21 protein-coding genes are annotated in these 22,980 nt (G+C 61.6%); 10 read left to right on the plus strand and 11 right to left on the minus strand.

The genetic code is table 11. The features are described 5' to 3' along the window. Nucleotides 1–2 precede the first annotated feature (2 nt). A complete protein-coding gene (locus HX823_RS00950) occupies nt 3–281 on the plus strand; it encodes a PTS transporter subunit EIIB (protein WP_177073924.1) in 279 nt (92 codons plus the stop codon). Nucleotides 282–403: 122 nt separating this feature from the next. Here the strand turns inward: HX823_RS00950 and mltF are convergent, their stop codons facing one another. Continuing rightward, nucleotides 404–1,864: a membrane-bound lytic murein transglycosylase MltF gene (gene mltF / locus HX823_RS00955; protein WP_033898602.1), complete on the minus strand. Its 1,461-nt coding sequence runs from the start codon at nt 1,862–1,864 to the stop codon at nt 404–406. A gap of 286 nt (nt 1,865–2,150) precedes the next feature. Here mltF and purL point away from each other — a divergent pair, with 286 nt between their 5' ends. The 3 genes from purL (at nt 2,151) to HX823_RS00970 (ending at nt 6,983) form a co-directional block, all read left to right on the plus strand. Next, the gene (gene purL, locus HX823_RS00960) at nt 2,151–6,047 is read left to right on the plus strand and encodes a phosphoribosylformylglycinamidine synthase (protein ID WP_038848646.1); all 3,897 of its coding nucleotides are present in this window, start codon (nt 2,151–2,153) and stop codon (nt 6,045–6,047) included. 4 nt (nt 6,048–6,051) lie between these two features. Next, nucleotides 6,052–6,363 carry an NGG1p interacting factor NIF3 gene (locus HX823_RS00965; protein ID WP_177073925.1) on the plus strand — a complete coding sequence of 104 codons (312 nt, stop codon included), beginning with the start codon at nt 6,052–6,054 and terminating at the stop codon, nt 6,361–6,363. A 311-nt stretch (nt 6,364–6,674) separates the two neighbouring features. Further along, nucleotides 6,675–6,983: a DUF6124 family protein gene (locus HX823_RS00970; protein WP_256349943.1), complete on the plus strand. Its 309-nt coding sequence runs from the start codon at nt 6,675–6,677 to the stop codon at nt 6,981–6,983. Between the two features lie 98 nt (nt 6,984–7,081). Here HX823_RS00970 and HX823_RS00975 read toward each other — a convergent pair whose 3' ends face one another. Further along, on the minus strand, nt 7,082–7,330 hold the full coding sequence (locus HX823_RS00975) for an EF-hand domain-containing protein (protein WP_177073926.1): 249 nt from the start codon (nt 7,328–7,330) through the stop codon (nt 7,082–7,084). A gap of 339 nt (nt 7,331–7,669) precedes the next feature. Between HX823_RS00975 and HX823_RS00980 the strand changes: the two genes are divergently transcribed. Next, complete coding sequence (locus HX823_RS00980; RefSeq protein WP_177073927.1) at nt 7,670–7,957, plus strand: hypothetical protein; 288 nt, start codon at nt 7,670–7,672, stop codon at nt 7,955–7,957. A gap of 60 nt (nt 7,958–8,017) precedes the next feature. On the opposite strand, the gene nagE is transcribed toward HX823_RS00980, so the two are convergent. The 7 genes from nagE to HX823_RS01015 form a co-directional block, all read right to left on the minus strand. Further along, nucleotides 8,018–9,715, minus strand: a complete 1,698-nt coding sequence (nagE, locus tag HX823_RS00985; protein WP_177073928.1) for an N-acetylglucosamine-specific PTS transporter subunit IIBC — start codon at nt 9,713–9,715, stop codon at nt 8,018–8,020. Between the two features lie 27 nt (nt 9,716–9,742). Continuing rightward, nucleotides 9,743–12,253, minus strand: coding sequence for a phosphoenolpyruvate--protein phosphotransferase (gene ptsP, locus HX823_RS00990; RefSeq protein ID WP_177073929.1), 2,511 nt, complete (start codon nt 12,251–12,253; stop codon nt 9,743–9,745). 29 nt (nt 12,254–12,282) lie between these two features. Beyond that, complete coding sequence (locus HX823_RS00995; RefSeq protein ID WP_177074172.1) at nt 12,283–13,293, minus strand: SIS domain-containing protein; 1,011 nt, start codon at nt 13,291–13,293, stop codon at nt 12,283–12,285. Continuing rightward, nucleotides 13,286–14,392, minus strand: a complete 1,107-nt coding sequence (gene nagA / locus HX823_RS01000; protein ID WP_038848654.1) for an N-acetylglucosamine-6-phosphate deacetylase — start codon at nt 14,390–14,392, stop codon at nt 13,286–13,288. Before nagA ends, HX823_RS00995 begins: the two co-directional genes overlap by 8 nt. Before the next feature lie 10 nt (nt 14,393–14,402). Beyond that, nucleotides 14,403–15,161, minus strand: coding sequence for a GntR family transcriptional regulator (locus HX823_RS01005; RefSeq protein WP_016977704.1), 759 nt, complete (start codon nt 15,159–15,161; stop codon nt 14,403–14,405). Between the two features lie 263 nt (nt 15,162–15,424). Then, the gene (locus HX823_RS01010; protein ID WP_177073930.1) at nt 15,425–15,928 is read right to left on the minus strand and encodes a murein L,D-transpeptidase family protein; all 504 of its coding nucleotides are present in this window, start codon (nt 15,926–15,928) and stop codon (nt 15,425–15,427) included. A 20-nt stretch (nt 15,929–15,948) separates the two neighbouring features. After that, the gene (locus HX823_RS01015) at nt 15,949–16,497 is read right to left on the minus strand and encodes an NUDIX hydrolase (protein WP_033898594.1); all 549 of its coding nucleotides are present in this window, start codon (nt 16,495–16,497) and stop codon (nt 15,949–15,951) included. A gap of 149 nt (nt 16,498–16,646) precedes the next feature. Between HX823_RS01015 and HX823_RS01020 the strand changes: the two genes are divergently transcribed. The 5 genes from HX823_RS01020 (at nt 16,647) to purT (ending at nt 19,943) form a co-directional block, all read left to right on the plus strand. Continuing rightward, nucleotides 16,647–17,249 (plus strand): CoA pyrophosphatase, encoded by a 603-nt coding sequence (locus tag HX823_RS01020; protein WP_177073931.1) that lies wholly within the window; start codon nt 16,647–16,649, stop codon nt 17,247–17,249. A gap of 36 nt (nt 17,250–17,285) precedes the next feature. Beyond that, entirely contained in the window at nt 17,286–17,810 is a 525-nt protein-coding gene (locus HX823_RS01025; protein WP_065939223.1) for a gamma carbonic anhydrase family protein, read from the plus strand. Continuing rightward, nucleotides 17,807–18,022, plus strand: a complete 216-nt coding sequence (locus HX823_RS01030; protein ID WP_177073932.1) for a DUF1289 domain-containing protein — start codon at nt 17,807–17,809, stop codon at nt 18,020–18,022. The genes HX823_RS01025 and HX823_RS01030 overlap by 4 nt, the downstream gene beginning before the upstream one ends. 202 nt (nt 18,023–18,224) lie before the next feature. Then, a complete protein-coding gene (locus tag HX823_RS01035) occupies nt 18,225–18,692 on the plus strand; it encodes a VUT family protein (protein ID WP_015885703.1) in 468 nt (155 codons plus the stop codon). 69 nt (nt 18,693–18,761) lie between these two features. Continuing rightward, entirely contained in the window at nt 18,762–19,943 is a 1,182-nt protein-coding gene (gene purT / locus HX823_RS01040; protein WP_177073933.1) for a formate-dependent phosphoribosylglycinamide formyltransferase, read from the plus strand. Between the two features lie 119 nt (nt 19,944–20,062). Here the strand turns inward: purT and HX823_RS01045 are convergent, their stop codons facing one another. Together HX823_RS01045 and HX823_RS01050 are read right to left on the minus strand one after the other, a co-directional pair. Beyond that, nucleotides 20,063–21,376: an MFS transporter gene (locus HX823_RS01045; RefSeq protein ID WP_033898588.1), complete on the minus strand. Its 1,314-nt coding sequence runs from the start codon at nt 21,374–21,376 to the stop codon at nt 20,063–20,065. A gap of 356 nt (nt 21,377–21,732) precedes the next feature. Continuing rightward, a complete protein-coding gene (locus tag HX823_RS01050; RefSeq protein ID WP_177073934.1) occupies nt 21,733–22,971 on the minus strand; it encodes a transporter associated domain-containing protein in 1,239 nt (412 codons plus the stop codon). Nucleotides 22,972–22,980 lie beyond the last annotated feature (9 nt).

A 22,980-nucleotide genomic window follows, 5' to 3' on the forward strand; every position in this document is an offset into this window, starting at 1 on the left:
GTATGTTCGAGAAATTACAGCGGGCGTTCTGGAAAGCCCTGACGCCGGATTTGATTGCCGAGACGGTCGTTGCGCCAACGCAGAACCTGCTGTCGGCCGAGGTGCTGAATGCGTTGGGTGGGGCGGATAACCTCAAGTCGCAGCAGCGGGTGGCGCTGACGCGGGTGAGGGTGCAGTTGCAGGATGCGGCGAAGGTGGATGCTGCGGCGTTAAAGATGGCTGGCGTGGCGGGCGTGATGGTGTTGTCAGGCGGCGTGGTGCATCTGCTCACCGGCCTCTAAGCCCAATGGAGATTCAAATGTGGGAGCGGGCTTGCTCGCGAATACGGTGTATCAGAAACAGATGAGCTGACTGACCCACCGCTTTCGCGAGCAAGCCCGCACACATAGGTTCGGTAGTACTCTTACAGTTTCGGGTTGTCTTCTGGCGGCTTGGTCTTATCCACACCCGGCACATGCAGATTGCCTTCGACCACCTGGTTACCTTCCAGCTGCGGCTGGGTCACCCAGGTGAGAATGTCGTAGTAACGCCGGATGTTCGCCACGAAGTGCACCGGCTCACCGCCACGGGCGTAACCGTAGCGGGTCTTGCTGTACCACTGCTTCTGCGACAGACGCGGCAGCATCTTCTTCACGTCCAGCCACTTGTTCGGGTTCAGGCCTTCACGCTTGGCCAAGGTGCGCGCATCTTCCAGGTGTCCGGTGCCGACGTTGTAGGCGGCCAGGGCAAACCAGGTGCGATCCGGCTCGGCAATGCTGTCGTCCAGCTCATCCTTGATCTTGGCCAGGTACTTGGCGCCACCCATGATGCTTTGCTTAGGGTCCAGGCGGTTGGACACGCCCATCGCCTGGGCGGTGTTCTGGGTCAGCATCATCAGGCCGCGCACGCCGGTCTTGGAAGTGACGGCCGGTTGCCACAGTGATTCCTGATAGCCGATGGCGGCCAGCAGGCGCCAATCGACCTTTTCTTCCTTGGCATAGGCGCGGAAGTGTTTCTCGTACTTGGGCAAACGCTGTTGCAGGTGCTGGGCGAAGGTGTAGGCGCCTACATAACCCAGAACATCGACGTGCCCGTAGTAGCGGTCTTTCAGACGCTGCAACGTGCCGTTCTTCTCGACTTTATCCAGGTAACTGTTGATCTCGTTGAGCAGGCTGTTGTCTTCGCCAGCGGCCACGGCCCAGCTCTGGTTGCTGGCATTGCCGAGGTCGAACGCCACGCGCACGTTGGGGAAGTACACCTGGTTCATCGCCACTTCGTTGGAGTCCACCAGGGTCAGGTCGATTTGCCCTTCGTCCACCATGCGCAACAGGTCGACCACCTCAACGGCGTCGGATTCTTCGTATTCAATCGCAGGGTTCTGCTTTTTAAGCTCAGCCAGTTGCTCGGCGTGAGTGCTGCCCTTGAGCACCATGATCTTCTTGCCCACCAGATCGGCCGCGTTGGTCGGACGCGACTGGCCGTTGCGGTAGATGATCTGCGGGGTGACTTCTAAATAAGGGTGGGAGAAACGCACCTGCGTCTGGCGCTGCTCGCTGCTGACCAGGCCGGCGGCTGCGAGAACCGGGCCATTGGGCTTGCCCAGTTGGCCGAACAGGTCGTCGAGATTGTCGGCGGTCTCGATCTCAAGCTTCACGCCCAGGTCATCGGCAAAGCGCTTGACCAGTTCGTATTCGAAACCGGTTTCGCCGTTGCGGTCCTGGAAATAGGTCGCCGGACTGTTCCGGGTGACCACCCGCAATACGCCATCCTCCTTGATTCGCTCGAGCGTGCTGGGTTTATCAACACAGGCGCTGAGCATCAGGAAGAGTCCGGTGGCGATGAGCCATTTGGCGCATCGCGGGCGCAAAGCAGTTGGGGAGAACATCTGCGCAGTATACGCAAACGGCCCACGGCGCCATATCTCGACAGCGCGGGTCTTGTCTGCTAGCGCCGGCAAAACTGTGCTGAAGCCCGCAGAAACGGGGCTTGGCGCGCGATTGTGACGGTTAAAATAACTGCGCCGAATGCCCGGCATGCCCCCTCGAAAGGGGTGTAATCCGGCCAACTGACGTCCGGCAGCAGCCACCGGTAGCGTTTCGGGTGCCGTTGGCGGCGGTTTACGCTAGAATGCACGGCCTCAAAGCACACCCCTTCCCGAGGCTGTCCCGAAGATGTTGATCCTGCGCGGCGCTCCTGCCCTTTCTGCCTTTCGCCACAGCAAACTCCTTGAGCAACTGAGCCAAAAGGTTCCAGCTGTTACAGGCCTGTACGCTGAATTTGCTCACTTCGCCGACGTTACCGGCGTGTTGACCGCCGACGAACAGCAAGTGCTGGCACGCCTTCTGAAGTACGGCCCAAGCGTTCCGGTTCAAGAACCTAATGGCCGCTTGTTCCTGGTTCTGCCGCGGTTCGGCACCATCTCGCCCTGGTCGAGCAAGGCCAGCGATATCGCCCGCAACTGCGGCCTGGAAAAAATCCAGCGCCTGGAGCGTGGTATCGCGTTCTACGTCGCCGGCCAGTTCAGCGATGCCGAAGCCGAGCTGATCGCCAGCAGCCTGCACGACCGCATGACCCAGATCATCGTCAGCCAGCTGGAACAGGCTGCCGGCCTGTTCAGCCACGCCGAACCCAAGCCGCTCACCGCGATTGACGTGCTCGGCGGTGGCCGCGCCGCCCTCGAGAAGGCCAACACCGAACTGGGCCTGGCCCTGGCCGAAGACGAGATCGACTACCTGGTCAACGCCTTCAACGGCTTGAAGCGCAACCCGCACGACATCGAACTGATGATGTTTGCCCAGGCCAACTCCGAGCACTGCCGTCACAAGATCTTCAACGCCAGTTGGGACATCGACGGCGAAAGCCAGGAAAAAAGCCTGTTCGGCATGATCAAGAACACCTACGTGATGCACAGCGAAGGCGTTCTGTCGGCTTATAAGGACAACGCCTCGGTGATCGTCGGCTCCGTCGCCGGCCGTTTCTTCCCGGACCCTGAAACCCGCCAGTACGGCGCGGTGCAGGAGCCGGTGCACATCCTGATGAAGGTCGAGACCCACAACCACCCGACCGCGATTGCCCCGTTCCCTGGCGCAGCCACCGGTTCCGGCGGTGAAATCCGTGACGAAGGTGCGACCGGCCGTGGCGCCAAGCCAAAGGCGGGCCTCACCGGTTTCACCGTGTCCAACCTGCAGATCCCAGGCTTCGAACAGCCATGGGAAGTGCCGTACGGCAAGCCTGAGCGCATCGTCACCGCGCTGGACATCATGATCGAGGGCCCGCTGGGCGGCGCCGCGTTCAACAACGAATTCGGCCGTCCTGCGCTGACCGGCTACTTCCGTACCTTCGAACAGTCCATCACCACCCCGCGTGGCGATGAAGTGCGTGGTTACCACAAGCCGATCATGTTGGCCGGCGGTATGGGCAACATCCGTGAAGAACACGTCAAGAAAGGCGAGATCCTGGTCGGCTCCAAGCTGATCGTGCTCGGCGGCCCGGCGATGCTGATCGGCCTGGGCGGCGGCGCGGCTTCCTCCATGGCCACCGGCACCAGCTCGGCAGACCTGGACTTCGCTTCCGTACAGCGCGAAAACCCAGAGATGGAGCGTCGCTGCCAGGAAGTCATCGACCGATGCTGGCAGTTGGGTGACAAGAACCCGATCAGCTTCATCCACGACGTCGGCGCCGGTGGCTTGTCCAACGCCTTCCCGGAACTGGTCAATGATGGCGACCGTGGTGGCCGTTTCGAACTGCGCAACATTCCAAACGACGAGCCGGGCATGGCCCCGCACGAAATCTGGAGCAACGAATCCCAGGAACGCTACGTACTGGCCGTTGGCGCAGAAGACTTCGCACGCTTCCAGGCCATCTGCGAACGCGAGCGTTGCCCGTTTGCAGTAGTTGGCGAAGCCACTGCCGAGCCACAGCTGACGGTTACCGACAGCCACTTCGGCAACAGCCCGGTGGACATGCCGCTTGAAGTGCTGCTGGGCAAAGCCCCGCGCATGCACCGTTCGGCCGTGCGTGAAGCCGAGCTGGGCGATGATTTCGACCCAAGCAAGCTGGAACTGGCCGACAGCATCGAACGCGTGCTGCATCACCCGGCCGTGGCGAGCAAAAGCTTCCTGATCACCATCGGCGACCGCACCATCACTGGCCTCGTGGCCCGTGACCAAATGGTCGGCCCGTGGCAGGTTCCAGTGGCTGACGTTGCCGTCACCGCCACCAGCTTCGACGTCTACACCGGCGAAGCCATGGCTATGGGCGAGCGCACACCGCTGGCCCTGCTCGACGCCCCGGCGTCGGGCCGCATGGCCATTGGTGAAACCCTCACCAACATCGCCGCCTCGCGCATCGGTAAATTGTCCGACATCAAACTGTCGGCCAACTGGATGTCCGCTGCCGGTCACCCCGGTGAAGACGCGCGTCTGTACGACACTGTTAAAGCAGTCGGTATGGAGCTGTGCCCTGAGCTGGGCATCACCATTCCGGTGGGCAAGGACTCCATGTCCATGGCCACCCGTTGGAACGAAGACGGCGTCGACAAGACGGTCACCTCGCCGCTGTCGCTGATCGTCACCGGTTTTGCACCGGTCACCGACATCCGCCAGACCCTGACCCCGCAACTGCGAATGGACAAAGGCACCACCGATCTGATCCTGATCGACCTGGGCCGTGGCCAGAACCGCATGGGCGCGTCCATCTTGGCGCAAACCCATGGCAAGCTCGGCAGCCAGGCACCGGACGTCGACGACGCCGAAGACCTGAAAGCCTTCTTCGCCGTGATCCAGGGCCTCAATGCCGACGGCCACCTGCTGTCCTACCACGACCGTTCCGACGGTGGTTTGCTGACCAGCGTTGTCGAGATGGCCTTCGCCGGTCACTGCGGCCTGAACATCGTGCTCGACAGCGTTGCCGAGGATGCATCCGAAATCAACGGCATCCTGTTCAACGAAGAGTTGGGTGCGGTGATCCAGGTTCGCCAGGACGCTACCCCGGACGTACTCGCCCAATTCAGCGCTGCTGGCCTGGACGACTGCGTAGCCGTGATCGGCCAGCCGATCAACAACGGCGAGATCAACATCTCGTTCAACGGTGACACGGTGTTTGCCGGTCAGCGCCGCTTGCTGCAACGCCAGTGGGCCGAGACCAGCTACCAGATCCAACGCCTGCGTGACAACGCCGACTGCGCCGAGCAGGAATTCGACGTGATCCTGGAAGAAGACAATCCGGGCCTGAGCACCAAGCTCAGCTTCGACGTCAACCAGGACATCGCCGCGCCTTACATCAAGAAAGGCATCCGCCCACAGGTTGCCGTACTGCGTGAGCAGGGCGTCAACGGTCAGGTGGAAATGGCGGCCGCGTTCGACCGCGCCGGCTTCAATGCGATCGACGTGCACATGAGCGACATCCTCGCCGGTCGCGTTGACCTCAACGAGTTCAAAGGCCTGGTGGCCTGCGGCGGTTTCTCCTACGGCGACGTGCTGGGTGCCGGTGAAGGCTGGGCCAAGTCGGCCCTGTTCAACAGCCGTGCCCGCGATGCATTCCAAGGCTTCTTCGAACGCAACGACAGCTTCACCCTGGGTGTGTGCAACGGTTGCCAGATGATGTCCAACCTCAGCGAACTGATCCCGGGCAGCGAGTTCTGGCCGCACTTCGTGCGTAACCGTTCCGAGCAGTTCGAAGCCCGTGTCGCCATGGTGCAGGTGCAAGAGTCCAACTCGATCTTCCTGCAAGGCATGGCCGGTTCGCGCATGCCAATCGCCATCGCCCACGGTGAAGGCCATGCCGAGTTCGAAAGCGAAGAAGCCTTGCTCGAAGCCGACCTGTCCGGTTGCGTGGCCATGCGTTTCGTCGACAACCACGGCAAGGTCACCGAGAGCTACCCGGCCAACCCGAACGGCTCGCCGCGCGGGATCACCGGCCTCACCAGCCGCGACGGCCGCGTGACCATCATGATGCCGCACCCGGAGCGTGTATTCCGCGCCGTGCAGAACTCGTGGCGCCCGGAAGAGTGGAACGAAGACGGCGCCTGGATGCGCATGTTCCGCAACGCCCGCGTGTGGGTGAACTAAGACGGTGTACAAGCTCGCCTTCTTTGTACCCGCAAGCCATGTGGAGACGGTGAAAACCGCCGTCTTCGCAGCCGGCGGCGGGCGCATCGGCAACTACGACAGCTGCGCCTGGCAAGTGCTGGGCCAGGGCCAATTCCGCGCGTTGGACGGCAGTCAGCCGTTTCTCGGGCAGGTGGGCCAGGTTGAAGTGGTTGAAGAATGGAAGGTGGAGCTGGTGGTGACGGATGAATTGATTGTGGCTGTTGTGGCTGCGCTCAAACTCAGTCACCCGTATGAGACACCGGCGTATGAGGTGTGGCAGTTGGCGGATTTTTGATTCGCTCGCTGTAAAAACAAGAAACCCGCTGGGCCAGTTTGGTCAGCGGGTTTTTTGTTGGCTGTGAGGGCCCATTCGCGAGCAAGCCCGCTCCCACATTAGGCCGCGGTTATCCTGAAAAAATGCAGTCGAATGTGGGAGCGGGCTTGCTCGCGAAGACGTCGGCACAGGCGCCTCAGATCTTTCCGACAAGCCTTTCAGGTTGTCCCTCGGAACTCGCCTCAATAATCTTCGCCAGTCGCTGCCAATTCAGTGACCGGGACTGCAAGCCTGAAAAATCACCAGGAGCCAATTCCATCTGGAGTTTAATGATGATCAACGACAACTTGCTAACCGGTTCAATCTCATCTCAAACCGAGTCCCGCCACGCTGGTGATTCACCGTCCGACCAAATATTCACTGTATTACCCAATCTGAATACCGAAGCCCTGCTCGCCAATGCTTCCCAGGACCTTGCTTCAGTGCAGGCGCTGACGGGCCATTTGGCCTTTGAAGTCGACGGTGCCCAGCGAGACATCGCCCTGGCAGTTCACCGGATGCTCGAAGGTATCCAGTTGATGGTGGATCGGGTGTTGGACTTGAATGAGATTCCTGGTCTCAACACTCCGGTCGCCAGTTAAGGCCAATCGCAGGTAAGCCAGCTCCCACATTTTTAATGTATTCACAGATCAAAAATGTGGGAGCCGGACTTGCCCGCTATGGAGCCAGCCCAGGCGCCTCAATTATCAGCATTCAGGTCATGGATATAGTCAGCCAGAAACTCCTTCCAACTGATGGTGCTGTTGCCGCCAGGATTGATTTCTTTCAACAACTTCTTGAAATCCTCCGGCGTGAAATAAGGCTCCATCGCCTGGCGGAACTCGGCGACGGTCAGGGTGCCATCGCCATTGGCGTCGTAGCGTTTAAAGTCTGCGCGCACGCGCTCCAATTGCTCCGATGTCAGTTGCTTCTCTAGGGCTTTGCTCATGATTGCCTCGGTTTCTTCAAGTCAGTGAAAAAACATCAGGGCGACCGCAACGTCCGTGTTCTGCCGTGTCGACTGACACTAGGGCGGAAATCTTTAGCCGTCTACTGTCAACTTTGACAGCCTCCTAATGATCGTTCCCACACTCCTGCGTGGGAACGATCAATTGGGTGCTGGATTTGTATGAGGTGCCTGAGCTCAGGTCAATGGGCGCCAATCCCTGCAATGAGGTGAATGGACCGTTTGTCGGTCTAGGGGCAAGACCTGTGAGTTCTGACAGTTATGTCAGCGATTGAGTCGGGGTTCACTTGAGATTCCACTCATCGCTTCAGGATAGACACCATGCCGAACACAATTGATAGGGTTGCGACGACGGGCGGGACTGCGATCCCTGATGGCGGCTCAACAGACCAGAAGACGCTCATCGTTTCCGGCGCGTCGGATCAGAACCAGTACATTCGGATCGTCGACACACCCTCCGGGGATTCACTTGGTCTTTCAGATCAACTGGTCAATGGACCTTTTTCCATTCAGATCGAGGTTTCAAAAGGCCGTGCTTACAAAATAGTTGCGGACATCCGGGGCGGCGGTATGCCTTCAAACGAATGGGGTTTCAGGGTCATCTCGTGAGTTGATCGTTTCTTATACCCGCCCCACGGGATAGATTCCCTGGGGCGGGCATGAGCGTTTTCAGGCGTCGACTGGACGGGTAACCAAGCGATCCAGCGCTTCACCCAACCCCGAGGCCTTGTCGCCAATCAGAAGGTGCCAAGCACCGCCATCCAGTTGGGTTACACCTTGGCATCCAAGTGCCACAAGTTCAGCCTCGGACAGGACAGAATCATCCCCCAACTCCACCCGCAACCGAGTCATCGCCACCGCTTCCAACTGCCGCACATTCGCCCGGCCACCTAAAGCGCTCAGCCACTTCTCGGCTTCCTGCACATTCACCGCCACCGGCTTATCCACAGGCGCAACTATCACCGGCGCACTGGCAACAAATGAAGGCATCGCCAAGCGAATCTCATCGGCAATGCTATCGGCCATCGGCCCGACCACGACCTGCAAACTGCCGCCATTCCCCGGTCGTACCACAGCCATGGCGCCCAGGGCTTTCAACTCCGCATCCACGGCCTTGTTGCGATCAACCATATCCAACCGCAGGCGGGTGGTGCAGGCGCCGACGCTCAGCAAATTCTGCGCACCGCCCAAGGCCTGGATGTAGGCCGTGGCGCGCTGGTTATCCGTCATCACCTCAGCCTGCACCACTTGGATGTCTTCACGTCCCGGCGTTTTCAGGTTGAAGCGGCGAATGCAGTAGTTGAACACGCTGTAATAGATCAGCGCATAGGCCAACCCAACCGGGAACACCAGCCAGCCATTGGTGGACTTGCCCCAACCCAGCACCATGTCGATAAACCCACCGGAGAAGGTAAATCCGAGGTGGATATTAAGCATATTGGTGACCGCCATCGACAGGCCGGTCAGCACCGCATGGATCAGGTACAGGAACGGCGCCAGGAACATGAAGGCGAACTCAATCGGCTCGGTCACCCCGGTCAGAAACGAGGTCAGCGCCATCGACAGGAAAATCCCGCCCATCACTTTACGGCGCTCCGGCAACGCATTGCGGTACATCGCCAAACACGCAGCCGGCAGGCCAAACAGCATCACCGGGAACATGCCGGTCATGAACTGGCCGCCTTTAGGGTCGCCGGCAAAGTAGCGAGTCAGGTCGCCGGTGACTACCGCGCCGGTCACCGGGTCAGTGAAGGTGCCGAATACAAACCACGCCATATTGTTGAGGATGTGGTGCAGGCCGGTGACGATCAGCAAGCGGTTGAACACGCCAAACACAAACGCACCCAGGCTGCCGCTTTCCATCAGCAGCACGCCGAAGCTGTTGATGCCGTGCTGGATCGGCGGCCAGATCAAACCAAAGATCACGCCCAATCCGACCGCACTGAACCCGGTAACAATCGGCACAAACCGTCGCCCACCAAAGAACGCCAGGTACTCCGGCAGCTTGATGTCCTTGAAGCGGTTATACAGCCCGCCCGCCATCAGGCCGCTGGCGATACCGGCGAGCATGCCCATGTTGATGGACGTGTCCATCACCTTGAGCGTGGAGACCATCACCAGGTAACCAATCGCACCGGCCAAACCTGCCGTGCCGTTGTTGTCGCGGGCAAACCCCACGGCGATGCCGATGGCGAAGATCAGCGCCAGGTTGGCGAAGATCGCTTGCCCAGCGTCGTGCATCACCGCGATGTTCAAAAGATCAGTGTCACCCAGGCGCAGCAGGAGGCCGGCGATCGGCAGGATCGCGATCGGCAGCATCAGTGCACGGCCCAGGCGTTGCAGGCCTTCGATGAAATGTTGGTACATGGCGAGTCTCCTTTTTTCTTGTTGTTGTCAGCTCAGCGGCCAGTGGTGTTGACAGGCTTGGCGAACGGCCTTGGCGCTGCTCAGGTCGAGCAGGCCTTGGCTCAGTTGCCGGCATTGCGCCGCGTCCAGGTGGCGGACGCGGTCCTTGATTTCGCCGATCTGCGGCGGGCTCACCGACAGCTCGCTGACCCCCAGGCCGACCAGCACCGGTGTGGCCAGCGGGTCGGAGGCGAGGGCGCCGCATACGCCCACCCAACGGCCGTGTTTCGCAGCGCCTGCACAGGTCTGAGCGATCAGCCGCAGCAGCGCCGGATGCAGCGCATCAACGCGCGCGGCGAGGCCGGCGTGGTCGCGGTCCATGGCCAGGGTGTATTGGGACAGGTCATTGGTGCCGATGGACAGGAAGTCCGCGTGCTTGGCCAACTGCTCGGCCATCAGCGCGGCGGCGGGCACTTCGATCATCACGCCCAGTTCGGGACGCTGGGTCAGTTCCAGCTCCACGCACAACTCATCCAGGCGCTGGCGGATCTGCAGCAGCTCATCCACTTCACTGACCATCGGCAACAGGATGCGGCAGCGCTCCAGTGGGGAGATCTGCAGCAACGCACGCAGTTGCTGGTCGAGCACTTCCGGGCGCACCTGGGCCAGGCGAATGCCGCGCAGGCCCAGCACCGGATTCGCTTCGACTGGCAGCGGCAGGTAATCGAGTTGCTTGTCGCCGCCCACGTCGATGGTGCGGATGATCACGGATTTATCGCCCATGGCATCCAGTACGGCTTGATAGGCGTGGCGTTGTTCCTGCTCATCCGGCGCGGTGCGGCGGTCGACGAAGAGAAACTCAGTACGCAGCAGGCCGACGCCATCGGCGCCATTTTCAAACGCCACTTGGGCTTCGGCACTGGACGCAGCATTGGCGGCCACTTCGACGGTCACGCCATCAGTGGTGCGCGCCGGCTGTTGGGCCTTGGCCTGTTGCTGTTGGCGGCGCAGCTTTTGCGCGTCGCGAATCTGGTGCACTTCGGCGTGGCGTGCGTCGCTGGGCGCCAGTTCCAGGCGGCCGTTGGCGGCGTCCAGCACCACGCGTTGGCCTTGGGGCACGTCGAGGACTTCGGCGCCCAACGCAACCACACAGGGCAAACCTTTGCCGCGCGCCAGGATCGCCACGTGGGAGGTGGCGCCGCCTTCTGCCATGCAAATGCCGACGGCCTGTTGCGCGCTCAGTTGCAGCAGGTCCGAGGGGGTCAGTTCATGGGCGCTGACAATCGACCCGGCGGGCAATTCGAAATGCCAGGCTTCACCCAGCAACGCACGCAGTACCCGTTGTTGCAAATCGCGCAGATCGTTGGCGCGTTCGGCAAACAGCGGCTTGCCCAGGGCCAGCAATACCGCGCATTGCGCCTGGATTGCATCGCGCCAGGCGTGGGTGGCTGCGCTGCCTTGTTCAATGGAACCGGTCGCGGCTTCCAGCAGGTTAGGGTCTTCCATCAGCGCGAGGTGGGCGGCGAAGATGTCTTCTTCTTCGACGTTCTTGCGCTGGCGCGCTTGATCCAGAGTGATGCGGATTTCGCTGCGTACTTGCTCCAGGGCGGTGTCCAGGCGTTGCAGCTGTTCGTCGGCGGCATGGTGGCCGGTGTCTTCTGGCAGTTCGATACCGGTCAGGCGGAACAACGGCCCGCAGACCAGGCCCGGTGCAGCACACACACCTTGCAACACGCCCGCTTCGGTGTTGGCTCGGCGTGGGGTGGCAACGACGGGCGCGTGGTGTTCTTCCTTGATGGCGGCGGACAACGCCGCGACCAAGGCCTGCAACGCGGCGTCCGCATCTTTGCCGCGACAGCTCACACGTACCTCATCCCCTTCGCCAATACCCAGGCCCATCAAGCCAATCAGGCTGTCACACGAAGCGGATTTTTCACCGAAATGCAGCCGCGCCTGGCTGCTGAATCCCTGGGCCGTCTTGCGGATCAACGCCGCCGGGCGCGCATGCAAACCGCCGCGATGGGTGATGCGCACGCTGGCGCTGACTTCGGCGTCCGAGTTATCCACAGCGGTTTGAACCGCTGCCGTCGAACGCGCCACGACCTGCAACAACGGCTCACCCACCTTGACCGATTGCCCGGCCACCGAACGCAATTCAAAGCGCTCGCCATTGGTCAGGATGATCAGGCTGACCAGGCTTTTGCACTGGCGCGCAATGCGGTCGAGGTCAAACTGCACCAACGCCTGGCCCTTGCTCACCCGTGCGCCTTCCTTCACCAGCAAGGCAAAGCCTTCGCCATTCAGTTCTACCGTATCGATGCCCACATGCATCAACACCTCGGCACCGTTCTCGGCGCGAATCGTCAGGGCGTGCCCGGTGCGTGCGACATGGATGATCACGCCGTCACAGGGTGCATGCAGGCAGTCATTCAACGGGTCGATGGCAATGCCGTCGCCCATGGCGTGGCTTGCGAACACTTCGTCGGGAACGTTGCCCAGGGTCAGCACGGGCCCGCTTAGCGGGGCGCTGAGGGTCAATTGATTATTGTTGTAGGACATGGGCACGGTACTCATCAGGAAAGCGCGACTCAGTGAGTGCGGGTAACTTTGCTCAGGTGACGCGGCTGGTCCGGGTCCATGCCCCGGGCCTCTGCCAAACCTGCCGCCATCACGTAGAAACTCTGGATCGCCAGGATCGGGTCCAGGGTCGGGTGTTCGGCGCGGCTCAGGGTCAGGTCGCGCTCGACGATGTCATCCGGTGCAGCCAGCAATACACGGGCGCCGCGCTGGCGCATGTCGGCGGCCAGGCTCAGCAGGCCGGCTTGCTCGGCGCCGCGTGGGGCGAACACCAGCAGCGGGTAGTTGTCGCCAATCAGGGCCATCGGCCCGTGACGCACCTCGGCGCTGCTGAAGGCTTCGGCCTGGATCGCCGAGGTTTCCTTGAGCTTGAGCGCAGCTTCCTGGGCGATGGCGAAACCGGCGCCACGACCGATGACCATTAATTGCTGGCAGTCGCGCAGGGCGTCGATGGCAACCGTCCAATCTTGCTGGGCGGCGGCACGCAGGTCATCGGGCAGGGCGCGGCAGGCTTGCAGCAACTCGGTTTCCTGATTCCAGTGGCCGATCAGCTGCGCGCTGGCGCTGAGGGTGGCGATAAAACTTTTAGTCGCGGCCACGCTGTGTTCCGGCCCGGCGCACAGCGGCACATGGAATTCGCAGGCGGCTTCCAAGGGCGAGTCTTCGGCGTTGACCAGCGAAATGCTCAGGGCCCCGCGCTTGCGCAACAAGCGCAGGCTGTTGACCAAATCTGGGCTCTGCCCCGACTGGGAGAAACCAAACGCCACCTGGCCGCTGACTTTCATCGGCGCTTGCAGCAGGGTCACCACTGACATCGGCAACGACGCCACGGGAATGCCGACATGCTGCATGGTCAGGTAGGCGAAATAGCTGGCGGCATGGTCCGAGCTGCCACGGGCGATGGTCATCGCCACTTGCGGCGGCTGGCGGCGCAGGCGGCCGGCGATTTCTTCCAGCGCCGGGTCCAGGCATTGCAGTTGGGCGGCGACGGCGTCGCAGGAGGCCAGGGCCTCTTCAAGCATTTTTGAAGTCAATGGTTTCTCCTTCGACCATTACGTCGGTGAGTGTCAGGGAGCGGTCCAGGCGCACGCAGTCGGCAAAGCTGCCGGGTTGCAGGCGGCCGCGTTCTTCCAGGCCCAGGTAGTCCGCAGGAAATTGCGACAGGCGTTGTGAGGCTTCGCTGATGGGCAGGCCGATCTTCACCAGGTTGCGCAGCGCCTGGTCCATGGTCAGCGTGCTGCCGGCCAGGGTGCCGTCGGCCAGGCGCACGCCACCCAGGCATTTGGTCACGGTGTGGCTGCCCAGCTTGTATTCACCGTCGGGCATGCCGGCGGCGGCGGTGGAATCGGTGACGCAATACAGGCACGGGATCGAGCGCAAGGCCACGCGCATGGCGCCGGGGTGCACGTGGAGCAGATCCGGGATCAATTCGGCGTATTTGGCGTGGGCCAACGCGGCGCCGACGATGCCCGGCTCGCGGTGATGCAACGGGCTCATCGCGTTATACAAATGGGTGAAGCTGGTGGCCCCGGCGGCAAGGGCGGCGACGCCTTCTTCGTAGCTGCCTAGGGTGTGGCCGATCTGCATGCGCACGCCGCGTTCGCTGAGGGCGCGGATCAGGGCATCGTGCCCGGCGATTTCCGGTGCGATGGTGATCACGCGGATCGGCGCCAGGCGCAGGTAGGCTTCCACTTCGGCCATCAACGCGGTGTGGGCGAAGTTGGGTTGGGCGCCGAGTTTTCCGGGATTGATGTAGGGCCCTTCCAAGTGCACGCCGAGCACACGGGCGCTGCCGGTAGGACGTTGCTCGCAGAAGGTGCCGAGCTGGCCGAGCACGCTTGAGATTTCCTCCACCGGAGCGGTCATGGTGGTGGCCAGCAACGAGGTGGTACCAAAGCGTACATGGGTGCGAGTGATCGTCTCGAAGGCATCGCGGCCTTCCATGATGTCCGCGCCGCCACCGCCGTGCACGTGCAGGTCGATAAAGCCCGGCAGCAGGTAGGGCAACTCGTTTTCAGCCGGGTCGCAGGGCGTGCCTTCGATGGCGACGACCTTGCCGTGCGCGTGCACCAGGCGGCCGCGAATCCAGCCGCTGGTCGTGAGGATGTTGTCTTCGGACATGGGCAGTTCTCTAAATTCGCAGTTCAGCGGAATAGTCGTGGCGACGCAGTTCTGCGACGAAGTCGTAGTAGTCGTTGCGGCAATAGGTGTCGGTGATTTCGATCGGCGTGTTATCGGCGGTGTAGCCGACCCGGGTCATCAGCAGCATGGCGGTGCCGGGGGCGATGCCAACCAGCTTGGCGAACTCGTCCGACGCGTTGATCGCCTGGATATGCTGCAGGGCGCGCACCACCGGTTTGCCGATGCCTTCCAGGTATTCATATAACGAGTGGCCGATGGCTTGTGGCTGTGGCAGCACCGAGGCGGGCATGGTGGTCATTTCAATCGCCATCACCGTGTCATCCGCCTTACGCAAGCGCTTGAGGCGCGCCACTTTGTCGGCGGGCGACAGGCCCAGGCGGATCATCTCTTCGTGGGTCGGCTGGGTCAGCTCACGCTCCAGCCATTGGGAGCTGGGCACAAAACCCTTGAGCCGCAGCATCTCGCTGAACCCCGACAAGCGCGACAGCGGCTGTTCCAGGCGTGGCGAAATATAGGTGCCGGAACCTTGGTTGCGGCGGATCAGCCCTTGGGCAAACAACACTTCCAACGCTTTGCGTGCGGTGACGCGCGAAATGCTCAATTGCTCGCTGAGTACGCGTTCTGACGGCAGTGCCTGCTCGGACGTCCACTGGCCGGCGTGGATCGCCGCTTCCAGTTTGCGCGCCAATTGCAGGTACAGCGGCGTGGATTGTTTGTCGTCGGGGCGCAGGGCCAGGATGGGATTCATCGTTCAGGTTTCCGATGCGGTTATTGGAGTGTTGTCGCCCGGTATGGGCCGGAAATTAATACCACTTAAATACCATGTCAATGCAGCCAAAACGGTGCAAGCATTGGTTTTAGGGCTCCGCAATGGGGCCTGGTATCAAGTGGTATTAGAGAGGTCTTTATTGCGCGCAGAACGGCGCAGCCCGCGGGGGTGAACTGGTATTCACTGGCGGGCGCGGGGCAGGGCAGGATTTTTTTTCGAATTATTTTACGAACGGTACGGGATTACGGACGAATCTCGATGAGGGTGCCGTCTTTGACCAAGTTCCACACTTCGCGTATGTCCACGTTGCGCATGCCGATGCAGCCGTCGGTCCAGTCCAGGGTGTGGAACCACTGTTCCGGGTAATCCTCGGTGTCGGGGGTGCCGTGGATCATGATCATGCTGCCGGGCTTCACGCCTTCGCGGCGAGCGCGGGCGGCGTCGCTGATGTTCGGGTAGGAGATGTGCATGGCCAGGTTGAAGCGGTCGCTGGTCTTGCGCCAGTCGATCCAGTACAGGCCCTCTGGCGTGCGGCGATCGCCCTCGATCAGCTTGTGGCCCTTGGGGTTCTTGCCCAGGGAAATGCGGTAGGTCTTGAACGGTTTGCCGTCGTTGATCAACTGCAACTGATGGGCAGACTTGAGCACCAGGACTTTTTCCACAGGCTTGCCGCCCAGGGTTTGCACCGTGGAGGCTGGCGACAGCGTGGTGAACGACAGGCAGAGCAGGGCAAGCACCCAACGCATCAAAGACGGTATCCCTTGTGTCATGGCGTGGGCTTGCCCATGGGTGGCACGGCCTCGCTGCGCACCGGGAACGACTGTTGCCTGCGATCAGCGAAAAAGTATTCCAAAGTACGCCCGACCGTGCGGAACGCCAGCTCTGACCAAGGGATGTCGGCTTCGTCGAACAGCTGCACTTCCAGGCTTTCGGGGCCGGCGGCGAAGTCCAGGTCGAGCAGGTCGGCGCGGTAGAAAATATGCACCTGGTTGATGTGCGGCACGTCGATCAACGTATAGATATTCAAGTTGTGCACGCGGGCGCAGGCTTCTTCCAGGGTTTCGCGCATCGCGGCCTGTTCCACGGTCTCGCCGTTTTCCATGAAGCCTGCGGGCAGGGTCCAGTAGCCCAGGCGCGGCTCGATGGCGCGGCGGCACAGCAGCACTTTATCGCCCCATACTGGCACGGTGCCGGCGACGATATTGGGGTTCTGGTAGTGGATGGTCGAGCAGTGATCACACACAAAGCGCAGGCGGCCGTCGCCTTCGGGGATGCGCTGGGTAACCGGTTTACCGCACTGGCTGCAGAAATTCATGCTGGGGTTCCTGGAAAGTGCGTCTATCTTGGCGTGACGGGCAGGGCGCTGCAACAAGTTGTCGTTTAGCGACACGGCGCGGGTTTTGGGGTTGGGCACCCGCGAGCTTTGGTGCATGATGCAAGGTAGCCAACAGACCGAGATGACTCATGCTGGACGAGCTACTTCGCCGGGTAAGCAATCACACCCCCCATACGCTTGAAACCGACGGGCGTTTCCCCGAGGCCGCGGTGCTGGTGCCGATTACCCGTAGTGACGAACCTGAGCTGATCCTGACCCAGCGCGCCAGTGGCCTGTCGACCCATGGTGGGGAAGTGGCCTTTCCCGGTGGACGCCGCGACCCCGAAGACCCGGACCTGATCTTCACCGCGCTGCGCGAGGCTGAAGAAGAGATCGGCCTGCCACCTGGCCTGGTGGAAGTCATCGGCCCGCTGAGCCCATTGATTTCCCTGCATGGCATTCGGGTTACGCCGTATGTCGGCGTCATCCCGGATTACGTCGAATACCTGGCCAACGATGCCGAAATTGCCGCCGTCTTCAGCGTGCCTTTGGACTTCTTCCGACAGGACCCGCGCGAACATACCCACAGGATCGATTACCAGGGCCGAAGTTGGTATGTGCCGAGCTATCGATTCGGCGAATACAAGATCTGGGGGCTGACGGCGATCATGATCGTCGAGTTGATCAATCTGCTCTATGACGACGCCCAGATCAGCCTGCACCAGCCACCCAAGAGTTTCATCAATATCTAAGCCATCGCTTGAGTGGCAACGCCGTGAGGAAACACCATGAAATACCGCCTGGGCGACGCCCGCGTCGAGACGCATCCACACAGCTGGGTGGCACCGAATGCAACGCTGGTGGGCAAGGTCAAGCTGGAGGAGGGCGCCAACGTCTGGTTCAACGCGGTGTTGCGTGGCGACAACGAACTGATCCTGATCGGCAAGAACAGCAACGTGCAGGACGGTAGCGTCATGCACACCGACATGGGCTACCCGCTGACCCTGGGCACCGGCGTGACCATCGGTCATAACGCTATGCTGCACGGTTGCACGGTGGATGATTACAGCCTGATCGGCATCAACGCGGTGATCCTTAACGGCGCCAAGATCGGCAAGCATTGCATCATCGGCGCCAATTCGCTGATCGGCGAAGGCAAGGAAATTCCCGATGGTTCGCTGGTGATGGGCTCGCCGGGCAAGGTGGTGCGTGAATTGACCGATGCGCAGAAACGTATGCTTGAAGCCAGCGCCGCGCACTATGTGCACAACGCGCAGCGTTATGCGCGTGACCTGGTCGAGCAGGAAGAATGAACCCGACTGAACGCCCCGTCGCCTCGCCGTGCGTGAGCATTTGTGCGCTGGACGATGACGATATTTGCACCGGCTGCCAGCGGACTGTGGATGAGATTACGCGTTGGAGCCGCATGGACAATGCCGAGCGTAGGGCGGTGTTGGGGTTGTGCCATGAGCGGGCGGTGGCGGGTGGGTTGGTGTGGATGATGCCCGGAAAAAGCAGCGTCTGATTAGTTGATGGGCTGCTTTTTTGTGGCGAGGGAGCTTGCTCCCGCTGGGCTGCGCAGCGGCCCCCCATCAGGCCTCCCAATATCCAGATAAGTCCGCGCTGCCCTTTTTAGGGCCGCTGCGCAGCCCAACGGGAGCAAGCTCCCTCGCCACAAGGGTTGTCGTGCTTTACCCTGTGCGCATTCTTCTCAGGCTCCAAACCCCATGCTCTTCCTGATCGCCTACATCAGCAGCGTCGTGCTGATCAACTTCGCCTTCTCCACCGCCCCGCACCTGGACGTCATCTGGTCCGCCTGGGGCGGCCTGGTCTTTATCCTGCGCGACATGGTGCAAACCCGCTTTGGCCACGGTGCAATCATCGCCATGCTGGCTGCACTGGTGCTGTCGTACGTCACGTCCGACCCGGCCATTGCCCTGGCCAGCGCTACGGCGTTTGCGGTGTCCGAGTGCATCGACTGGCTGGTGTTCAGCATCACCAAGCGCCCGCTCCACGACCGCCTGTGGATAAGTTCGGCGCTGAGTATTCCTCTCGATACCTTCATCTTCTTCGGCTTGATCGGCGCGCTCACTCCAGCGGTAGCGGGCACCGCGCTGGTGTCGAAATTCGCCGGGGTCACGGTGGTGTGGCTGATCATGGCCTGGCGCATCCGCAAGCGCGCCGTCGCCAACTGAGGCCAATTGCTGCAGTTCATGTAAAATGCCGGCCTTTCTCCAAATGATCCGCTCCCCTGAGGACCTGAGATGACCCGAATCGGAACTCCATTGTCGCCAACCGCGACCCGCGCTTTGCTGTGTGGCTGCGGTGAGCTGGGCAAGGAAGTGGTAATCGAACTGCAACGCCTGGGCGTTGAAGTGATTGCCGTGGATCGCTACGCCAATGCGCCGGCCATGCAGGTGGCGCACCGTAGCCATGTGATTAACATGCTCGACGGCGCTGCGTTGCGTGCGGTGATCGAGGCCGAGAAACCGCACTTCATCGTGCCGGAAATCGAAGCCATCGCCACCGCGACCCTGGTCGAGCTGGAAGCCGAAGGCTTCACCGTGATCCCGACCGCGCGTGCCACCTCGCTGACCATGAACCGCGAAGGCATCCGCCGTCTGGCCGCTGAAGAGCTGGACCTGCCGACCTCGCCGTACCACTTCGCCGATACCTTCGAAGACTACAGCAAGGCCGTGCAAGACCTGGGCTTCCCGTGCGTGGTCAAGCCGGTGATGAGTTCGTCGGGCAAGGGCCAGAGCCTGCTGCGCAGCGCTGATGACGTGCAGAAAGCCTGGGACTACGCCCAAGAAGGCGGCCGCGCCGGTAAAGGTCGCGTGATCATCGAAGGCTTTATCGATTTCGACTACGAAATCACCCTGTTGACCGTGCGCCACATCGGCGGCACTACGTTCTGTGCACCGGTTGGCCACCGTCAGGAGAAGGGCGACTACCAGGAATCCTGGCAGCCGCAGGCCATGAGCCCGATTGCCCTGGCCGAATCCGAGCGCGTCGCCAAAGCGGTGACCGAGGCCCTGGGCGGTCGTGGTCTGTTTGGTGTGGAGTTGTTCATCAAGGGTGATCAGGTGTGGTTCAGCGAAGTATCGCCGCGTCCGCATGACACTGGTTTGGTAACCCTGATTTCTCAGGACCTGTCGCAGTTTGCGCTGCACGCGCGCGCCATCCTGGGCCTGCCGATTCCGTTGATCCGTCAATTCGGGCCTTCGGCTTCGGCGGTGATCTTGGTGGAAGGGCAGTCGACCCAGACCGCGTTCGCCAACCTCGGCGCTGCGCTGAGCGAGCCGGACACTGCGTTGCGTCTGTTTGGCAAACCGGAAGTGAATGGCCAGCGTCGGATGGGTGTGGCGTTGGCGCGGGATGAGTCGATTGAAGCGGCTCGGGCTAAAGCGACCCGTGCTTCGAAGGCTGTTGTTGTAGAGCTCTAAACCGCGTCGCGCCGTTCGCGAGCAAGTCGAATCGTCGCACCGCCGCTCCCACATTGTTCGGTGCCAGACCTGGCAACTCGGTCAAATGTGGGAGCGGGCTTGCTCGCGAAAGCGGTCTATCAGACGACCTTGTTCAAGTCATTATCCCGCGTCTCTTTCAGGCACAGCACAGCAATCAAGCTGAGCAACGCTGCCGCCGACACATACCCACCGACATAACTCAGCCCACCCATCGCCACCAGCTTGGTCGCGAAAAAGGGGGCGGCCGACGCGCCGACAATCCCGCCCAGGTTATACGCCGCCGAAGCACCGGTATAACGCACGCGGGTCGGGAACAGTTCCGGCAGCATGGCGCCCATCGGCGCGAAGGTCACACCCATCAGGAACAGCTCCAGCGCCAGGAACAAGGCCACGGCCCAGGTCGAACCGTGAGTCAGCAACGGCTCCATGGTGAAGCCCGACAGGATTGCCAGGATCGCGCCGACAATCAGCACCGGCTTGCGCCCGTAACGATCACTGGCCAGCGCCGCCAATGGCGTCGCCAGTCCCATGAACAGCACCGCAAAGCACAGCAGACCGAGGAAGGTCTCGCGGCTGTAGCCCAGGGTTGAAACGCCATAACTCAGGGAAAACGCGGTGGTGATATAGAACAGCGCATAACACACCACCATCGACGCAGCGCCCAGCAATACCGGCAGCCAATGTTGGCTGAACAGTTCCACCAGCGGCACCTTGACCGGCGCTTCCTTGGCGACGGCGTTGGCGAACACTGGCGTCTCATGCAGCTTCAGTCGTGCATACAGGCCAACCATCACCAGCGCAGCGCTGAGGATGAACGGGATGCGCCAGCCCCAGCTGCGGAATTGTTCGTCGTTCAGGCTCATGGCCAGGATCAGGAACAAGCCGTTGGCGGCCAGGAAGCCGATCGAAGGGCCCAGCTGCGGGAACATGCCGAACCAGGCACGTTTGCCCTTGGGTGCATTCTCGGTCGCCAGCAGCGCCGCGCCGCCCCATTCACCGCCCAAGCCCAGGCCCTGGCCGAAACGCAGCACACACAACAGGATCGGCGCCCAGGCCCCGATGCTGTCATAGCCGGGCAGTAAGCCAATCAGCGTGGTACACACGCCCATCAGCAGCAAGGACGCCACCAGTGTGGACTTACGCCCGATGCGGTCGCCAAAGTGGCCGAATAGCGCCGAGCCCAGCGGGCGGGCGATAAAGGCGATACCGAAGGTCAGGAACGACGCCAGCATTTGTGCGGTGCCGGAGGTCTGCGGGAAGAACACCGGGCCGATCACCAGCGCAGCGGCCGTGGCGTAGATATAGAAGTCGTAGAACTCGATGGCGGTGCCGACGATGCTCGCCGTGGCGACCCGTGCAGTCGAGTTGGTCGGGGCGGCGGCGGGCGCGGCCTCGTTATACGTGGTGCTCATGGTGGTGTCCCTGATGGTCATTGCGCGTTTGGACGCGGATTATTATTGGTCGAACACCCATGGATCAGGGTTGTGCGCGGGAAGGCTCGGGATGGGAGCGAACACCGGTCAGACACGATAAAGCGGTGCCTGGACACGCTGGGTGCGGGTAGCACGCGGTCGGGCGCGGCTCTGGTAAGCCGCCCCGATTATAGGAAGGGGTTTGAACATACAACAAGGGGGCTGACACGCCGCAAATCAAAATGTGGGAGCGGGCTTGCTCGCGAAAGCAGTGGGTCAGTCAGCTCATCTTCAGCTGGTCTACCGCATTCGCGAGCAAGCCCGCTCCCACAGGGAGAATGTGTTTCGCCAGCAGCTTATACGGCGACCGGCATCCGGCTGGTGTGCCAGATCAGCACCTTGCTCACGCGGTTGTCCTCGGTCTCGAGGATTTCCAGGCGATAGCGCCCGATTTTCAGGCACACCGCGCAATCGGGAATGGTCTCCAGTGCTTCGGTGACCAGGCCATTGAGGGTCTTGGGGCCGTCGCTGGGCAGGTGCCAGTTCAGGCTTTTGTTCAGTTCGCGGATCGAGGCGGCGCCATCGATGATGTAGCGGCCGTCCGGCTGGGGCTCGATATGCGGGTTGTCGGCACTCTGCTCGCTTTCGAATTCGCCGACGATTTCTTCGAGGATATCTTCCAGGGTCACGATACCCAGCACTTCGCCGTATTCATCCACCACCATGCCCAGGCGCCGCTGCTGCTTGTGGAAGTTCAGCAGTTGCAGTTGCAGGGGCGTGCTTTCCGGGACGAAGTAGGGTTCGTGGCAGGCGGCGAGCAAGGCCTCTTTGGTCAGGCTGGCGTCGGGCAGCAGGTGTTGGATCTGCCGGGTATTGAGCACCGCCTGGACCTGGTTGATGTCACTGTGGAACACCGGCAGGCGCGTGCGCTGGGAGGTGCGCAATTGCTCGATGATTGCTTCGATCGAGTCATCCAGGTTGATGCCGTCCACTTCGCTGCGCGGTACCAGGATGTCGTTGACGGTGATGTTGTCCAGGGCGTGGATGCCGGGCATGCCAGGGGTGCGGCTTTCGTCGGATTCGGCTTGCGGCTCGTCGTCATGGTCGGGCAGCGGTTCGTCGCTCTTTTTCACGATGCCGGACTTGCGTGCGAACGGGCGCAGCAGCAACAGGCTGATGCCATTGAGCAGCCAGGCCAGCGGGTAGAGGATTTTCAGCGGCACGCCCAGCAGCGTATTACCAAAGCCCAGCACGGCCTGAGGATGGCGGACGGCGAGGGCGCGGGGCAGGTAGTCGGCCAGTATCAACAGGATCGCGCAGGAAATCATCCAGCCAAGCCACGGCCCATTCTGCGCCCAGGCATAGATAGCCAGCAGCGTGCAGAGGATCACCACGGCGGCGCGACACAGGCTGTTGCACAAGATCAGGCTGTTACGCGGGAAGCTCAGGCGGGCGGCGGCCTTGTCGCCCTGGCGTGTGCCGGGGCGCAGGGCCAGCAGGTGTTGTTGCGCGGCTTCGATGGCGGTGAACAATGCGGCCCATAGGATCAGCAGGGCGATTACCGCGAGCATCGGCTCCAGGGGCAAGTTGTCCATGATCGCTGC

Origin of the sequence: Pseudomonas sp. P7759 (assembly GCF_013386445.1) — a bacterium.
Lineage (GTDB): Bacteria > Pseudomonadota > Gammaproteobacteria > Pseudomonadales > Pseudomonadaceae > Aquipseudomonas > Aquipseudomonas azotoformans_A.

Excerpts from the sequence above, each read along its gene's own strand:
- HX823_RS00950 (WP_177073924.1), top strand. The coding sequence starts at position 3 with ATGTTCGAGAAATTACAGCGGGCGTTCTGGAAAGCCCTGACGCCGGAT.
- mltF (WP_033898602.1), bottom strand. The coding sequence starts at position 1,864 with ATGTTCTCCCCAACTGCTTTGCGCCCGCGATGCGCCAAATGGCTCATC.
- purL (WP_038848646.1), top strand. The coding sequence starts at position 2,151 with ATGTTGATCCTGCGCGGCGCTCCTGCCCTTTCTGCCTTTCGCCACAGC.
- HX823_RS00970 (WP_256349943.1), top strand. The coding sequence starts at position 6,675 with ATGATCAACGACAACTTGCTAACCGGTTCAATCTCATCTCAAACCGAG.
- HX823_RS00975 (WP_177073926.1), bottom strand. The coding sequence starts at position 7,330 with ATGAGCAAAGCCCTAGAGAAGCAACTGACATCGGAGCAATTGGAGCGC.
- HX823_RS00980 (WP_177073927.1), top strand. The coding sequence starts at position 7,670 with ATGCCGAACACAATTGATAGGGTTGCGACGACGGGCGGGACTGCGATC.
- nagE (WP_177073928.1), bottom strand. The coding sequence starts at position 9,715 with ATGTACCAACATTTCATCGAAGGCCTGCAACGCCTGGGCCGTGCACTG.
- ptsP (WP_177073929.1), bottom strand. The coding sequence starts at position 12,253 with ATGTCCTACAACAATAATCAATTGACCCTCAGCGCCCCGCTAAGCGGG.
- HX823_RS00995 (WP_177074172.1), bottom strand. The coding sequence starts at position 13,293 with ATGCTTGAAGAGGCCCTGGCCTCCTGCGACGCCGTCGCCGCCCAACTG.
- nagA (WP_038848654.1), bottom strand. The coding sequence starts at position 14,392 with ATGTCCGAAGACAACATCCTCACGACCAGCGGCTGGATTCGCGGCCGC.
- HX823_RS01005 (WP_016977704.1), bottom strand. The coding sequence starts at position 15,161 with ATGAATCCCATCCTGGCCCTGCGCCCCGACGACAAACAATCCACGCCG.
- HX823_RS01010 (WP_177073930.1), bottom strand. The coding sequence starts at position 15,928 with ATGCGTTGGGTGCTTGCCCTGCTCTGCCTGTCGTTCACCACGCTGTCG.
- HX823_RS01015 (WP_033898594.1), bottom strand. The coding sequence starts at position 16,497 with ATGAATTTCTGCAGCCAGTGCGGTAAACCGGTTACCCAGCGCATCCCC.
- HX823_RS01020 (WP_177073931.1), top strand. The coding sequence starts at position 16,647 with ATGCTGGACGAGCTACTTCGCCGGGTAAGCAATCACACCCCCCATACG.
- HX823_RS01025 (WP_065939223.1), top strand. The coding sequence starts at position 17,286 with ATGAAATACCGCCTGGGCGACGCCCGCGTCGAGACGCATCCACACAGC.
- HX823_RS01030 (WP_177073932.1), top strand. The coding sequence starts at position 17,807 with ATGAACCCGACTGAACGCCCCGTCGCCTCGCCGTGCGTGAGCATTTGT.
- HX823_RS01035 (WP_015885703.1), top strand. The coding sequence starts at position 18,225 with ATGCTCTTCCTGATCGCCTACATCAGCAGCGTCGTGCTGATCAACTTC.
- purT (WP_177073933.1), top strand. The coding sequence starts at position 18,762 with ATGACCCGAATCGGAACTCCATTGTCGCCAACCGCGACCCGCGCTTTG.
- HX823_RS01045 (WP_033898588.1), bottom strand. The coding sequence starts at position 21,376 with ATGAGCACCACGTATAACGAGGCCGCGCCCGCCGCCGCCCCGACCAAC.
- HX823_RS01050 (WP_177073934.1), bottom strand. The coding sequence starts at position 22,971 with ATGGACAACTTGCCCCTGGAGCCGATGCTCGCGGTAATCGCCCTGCTG.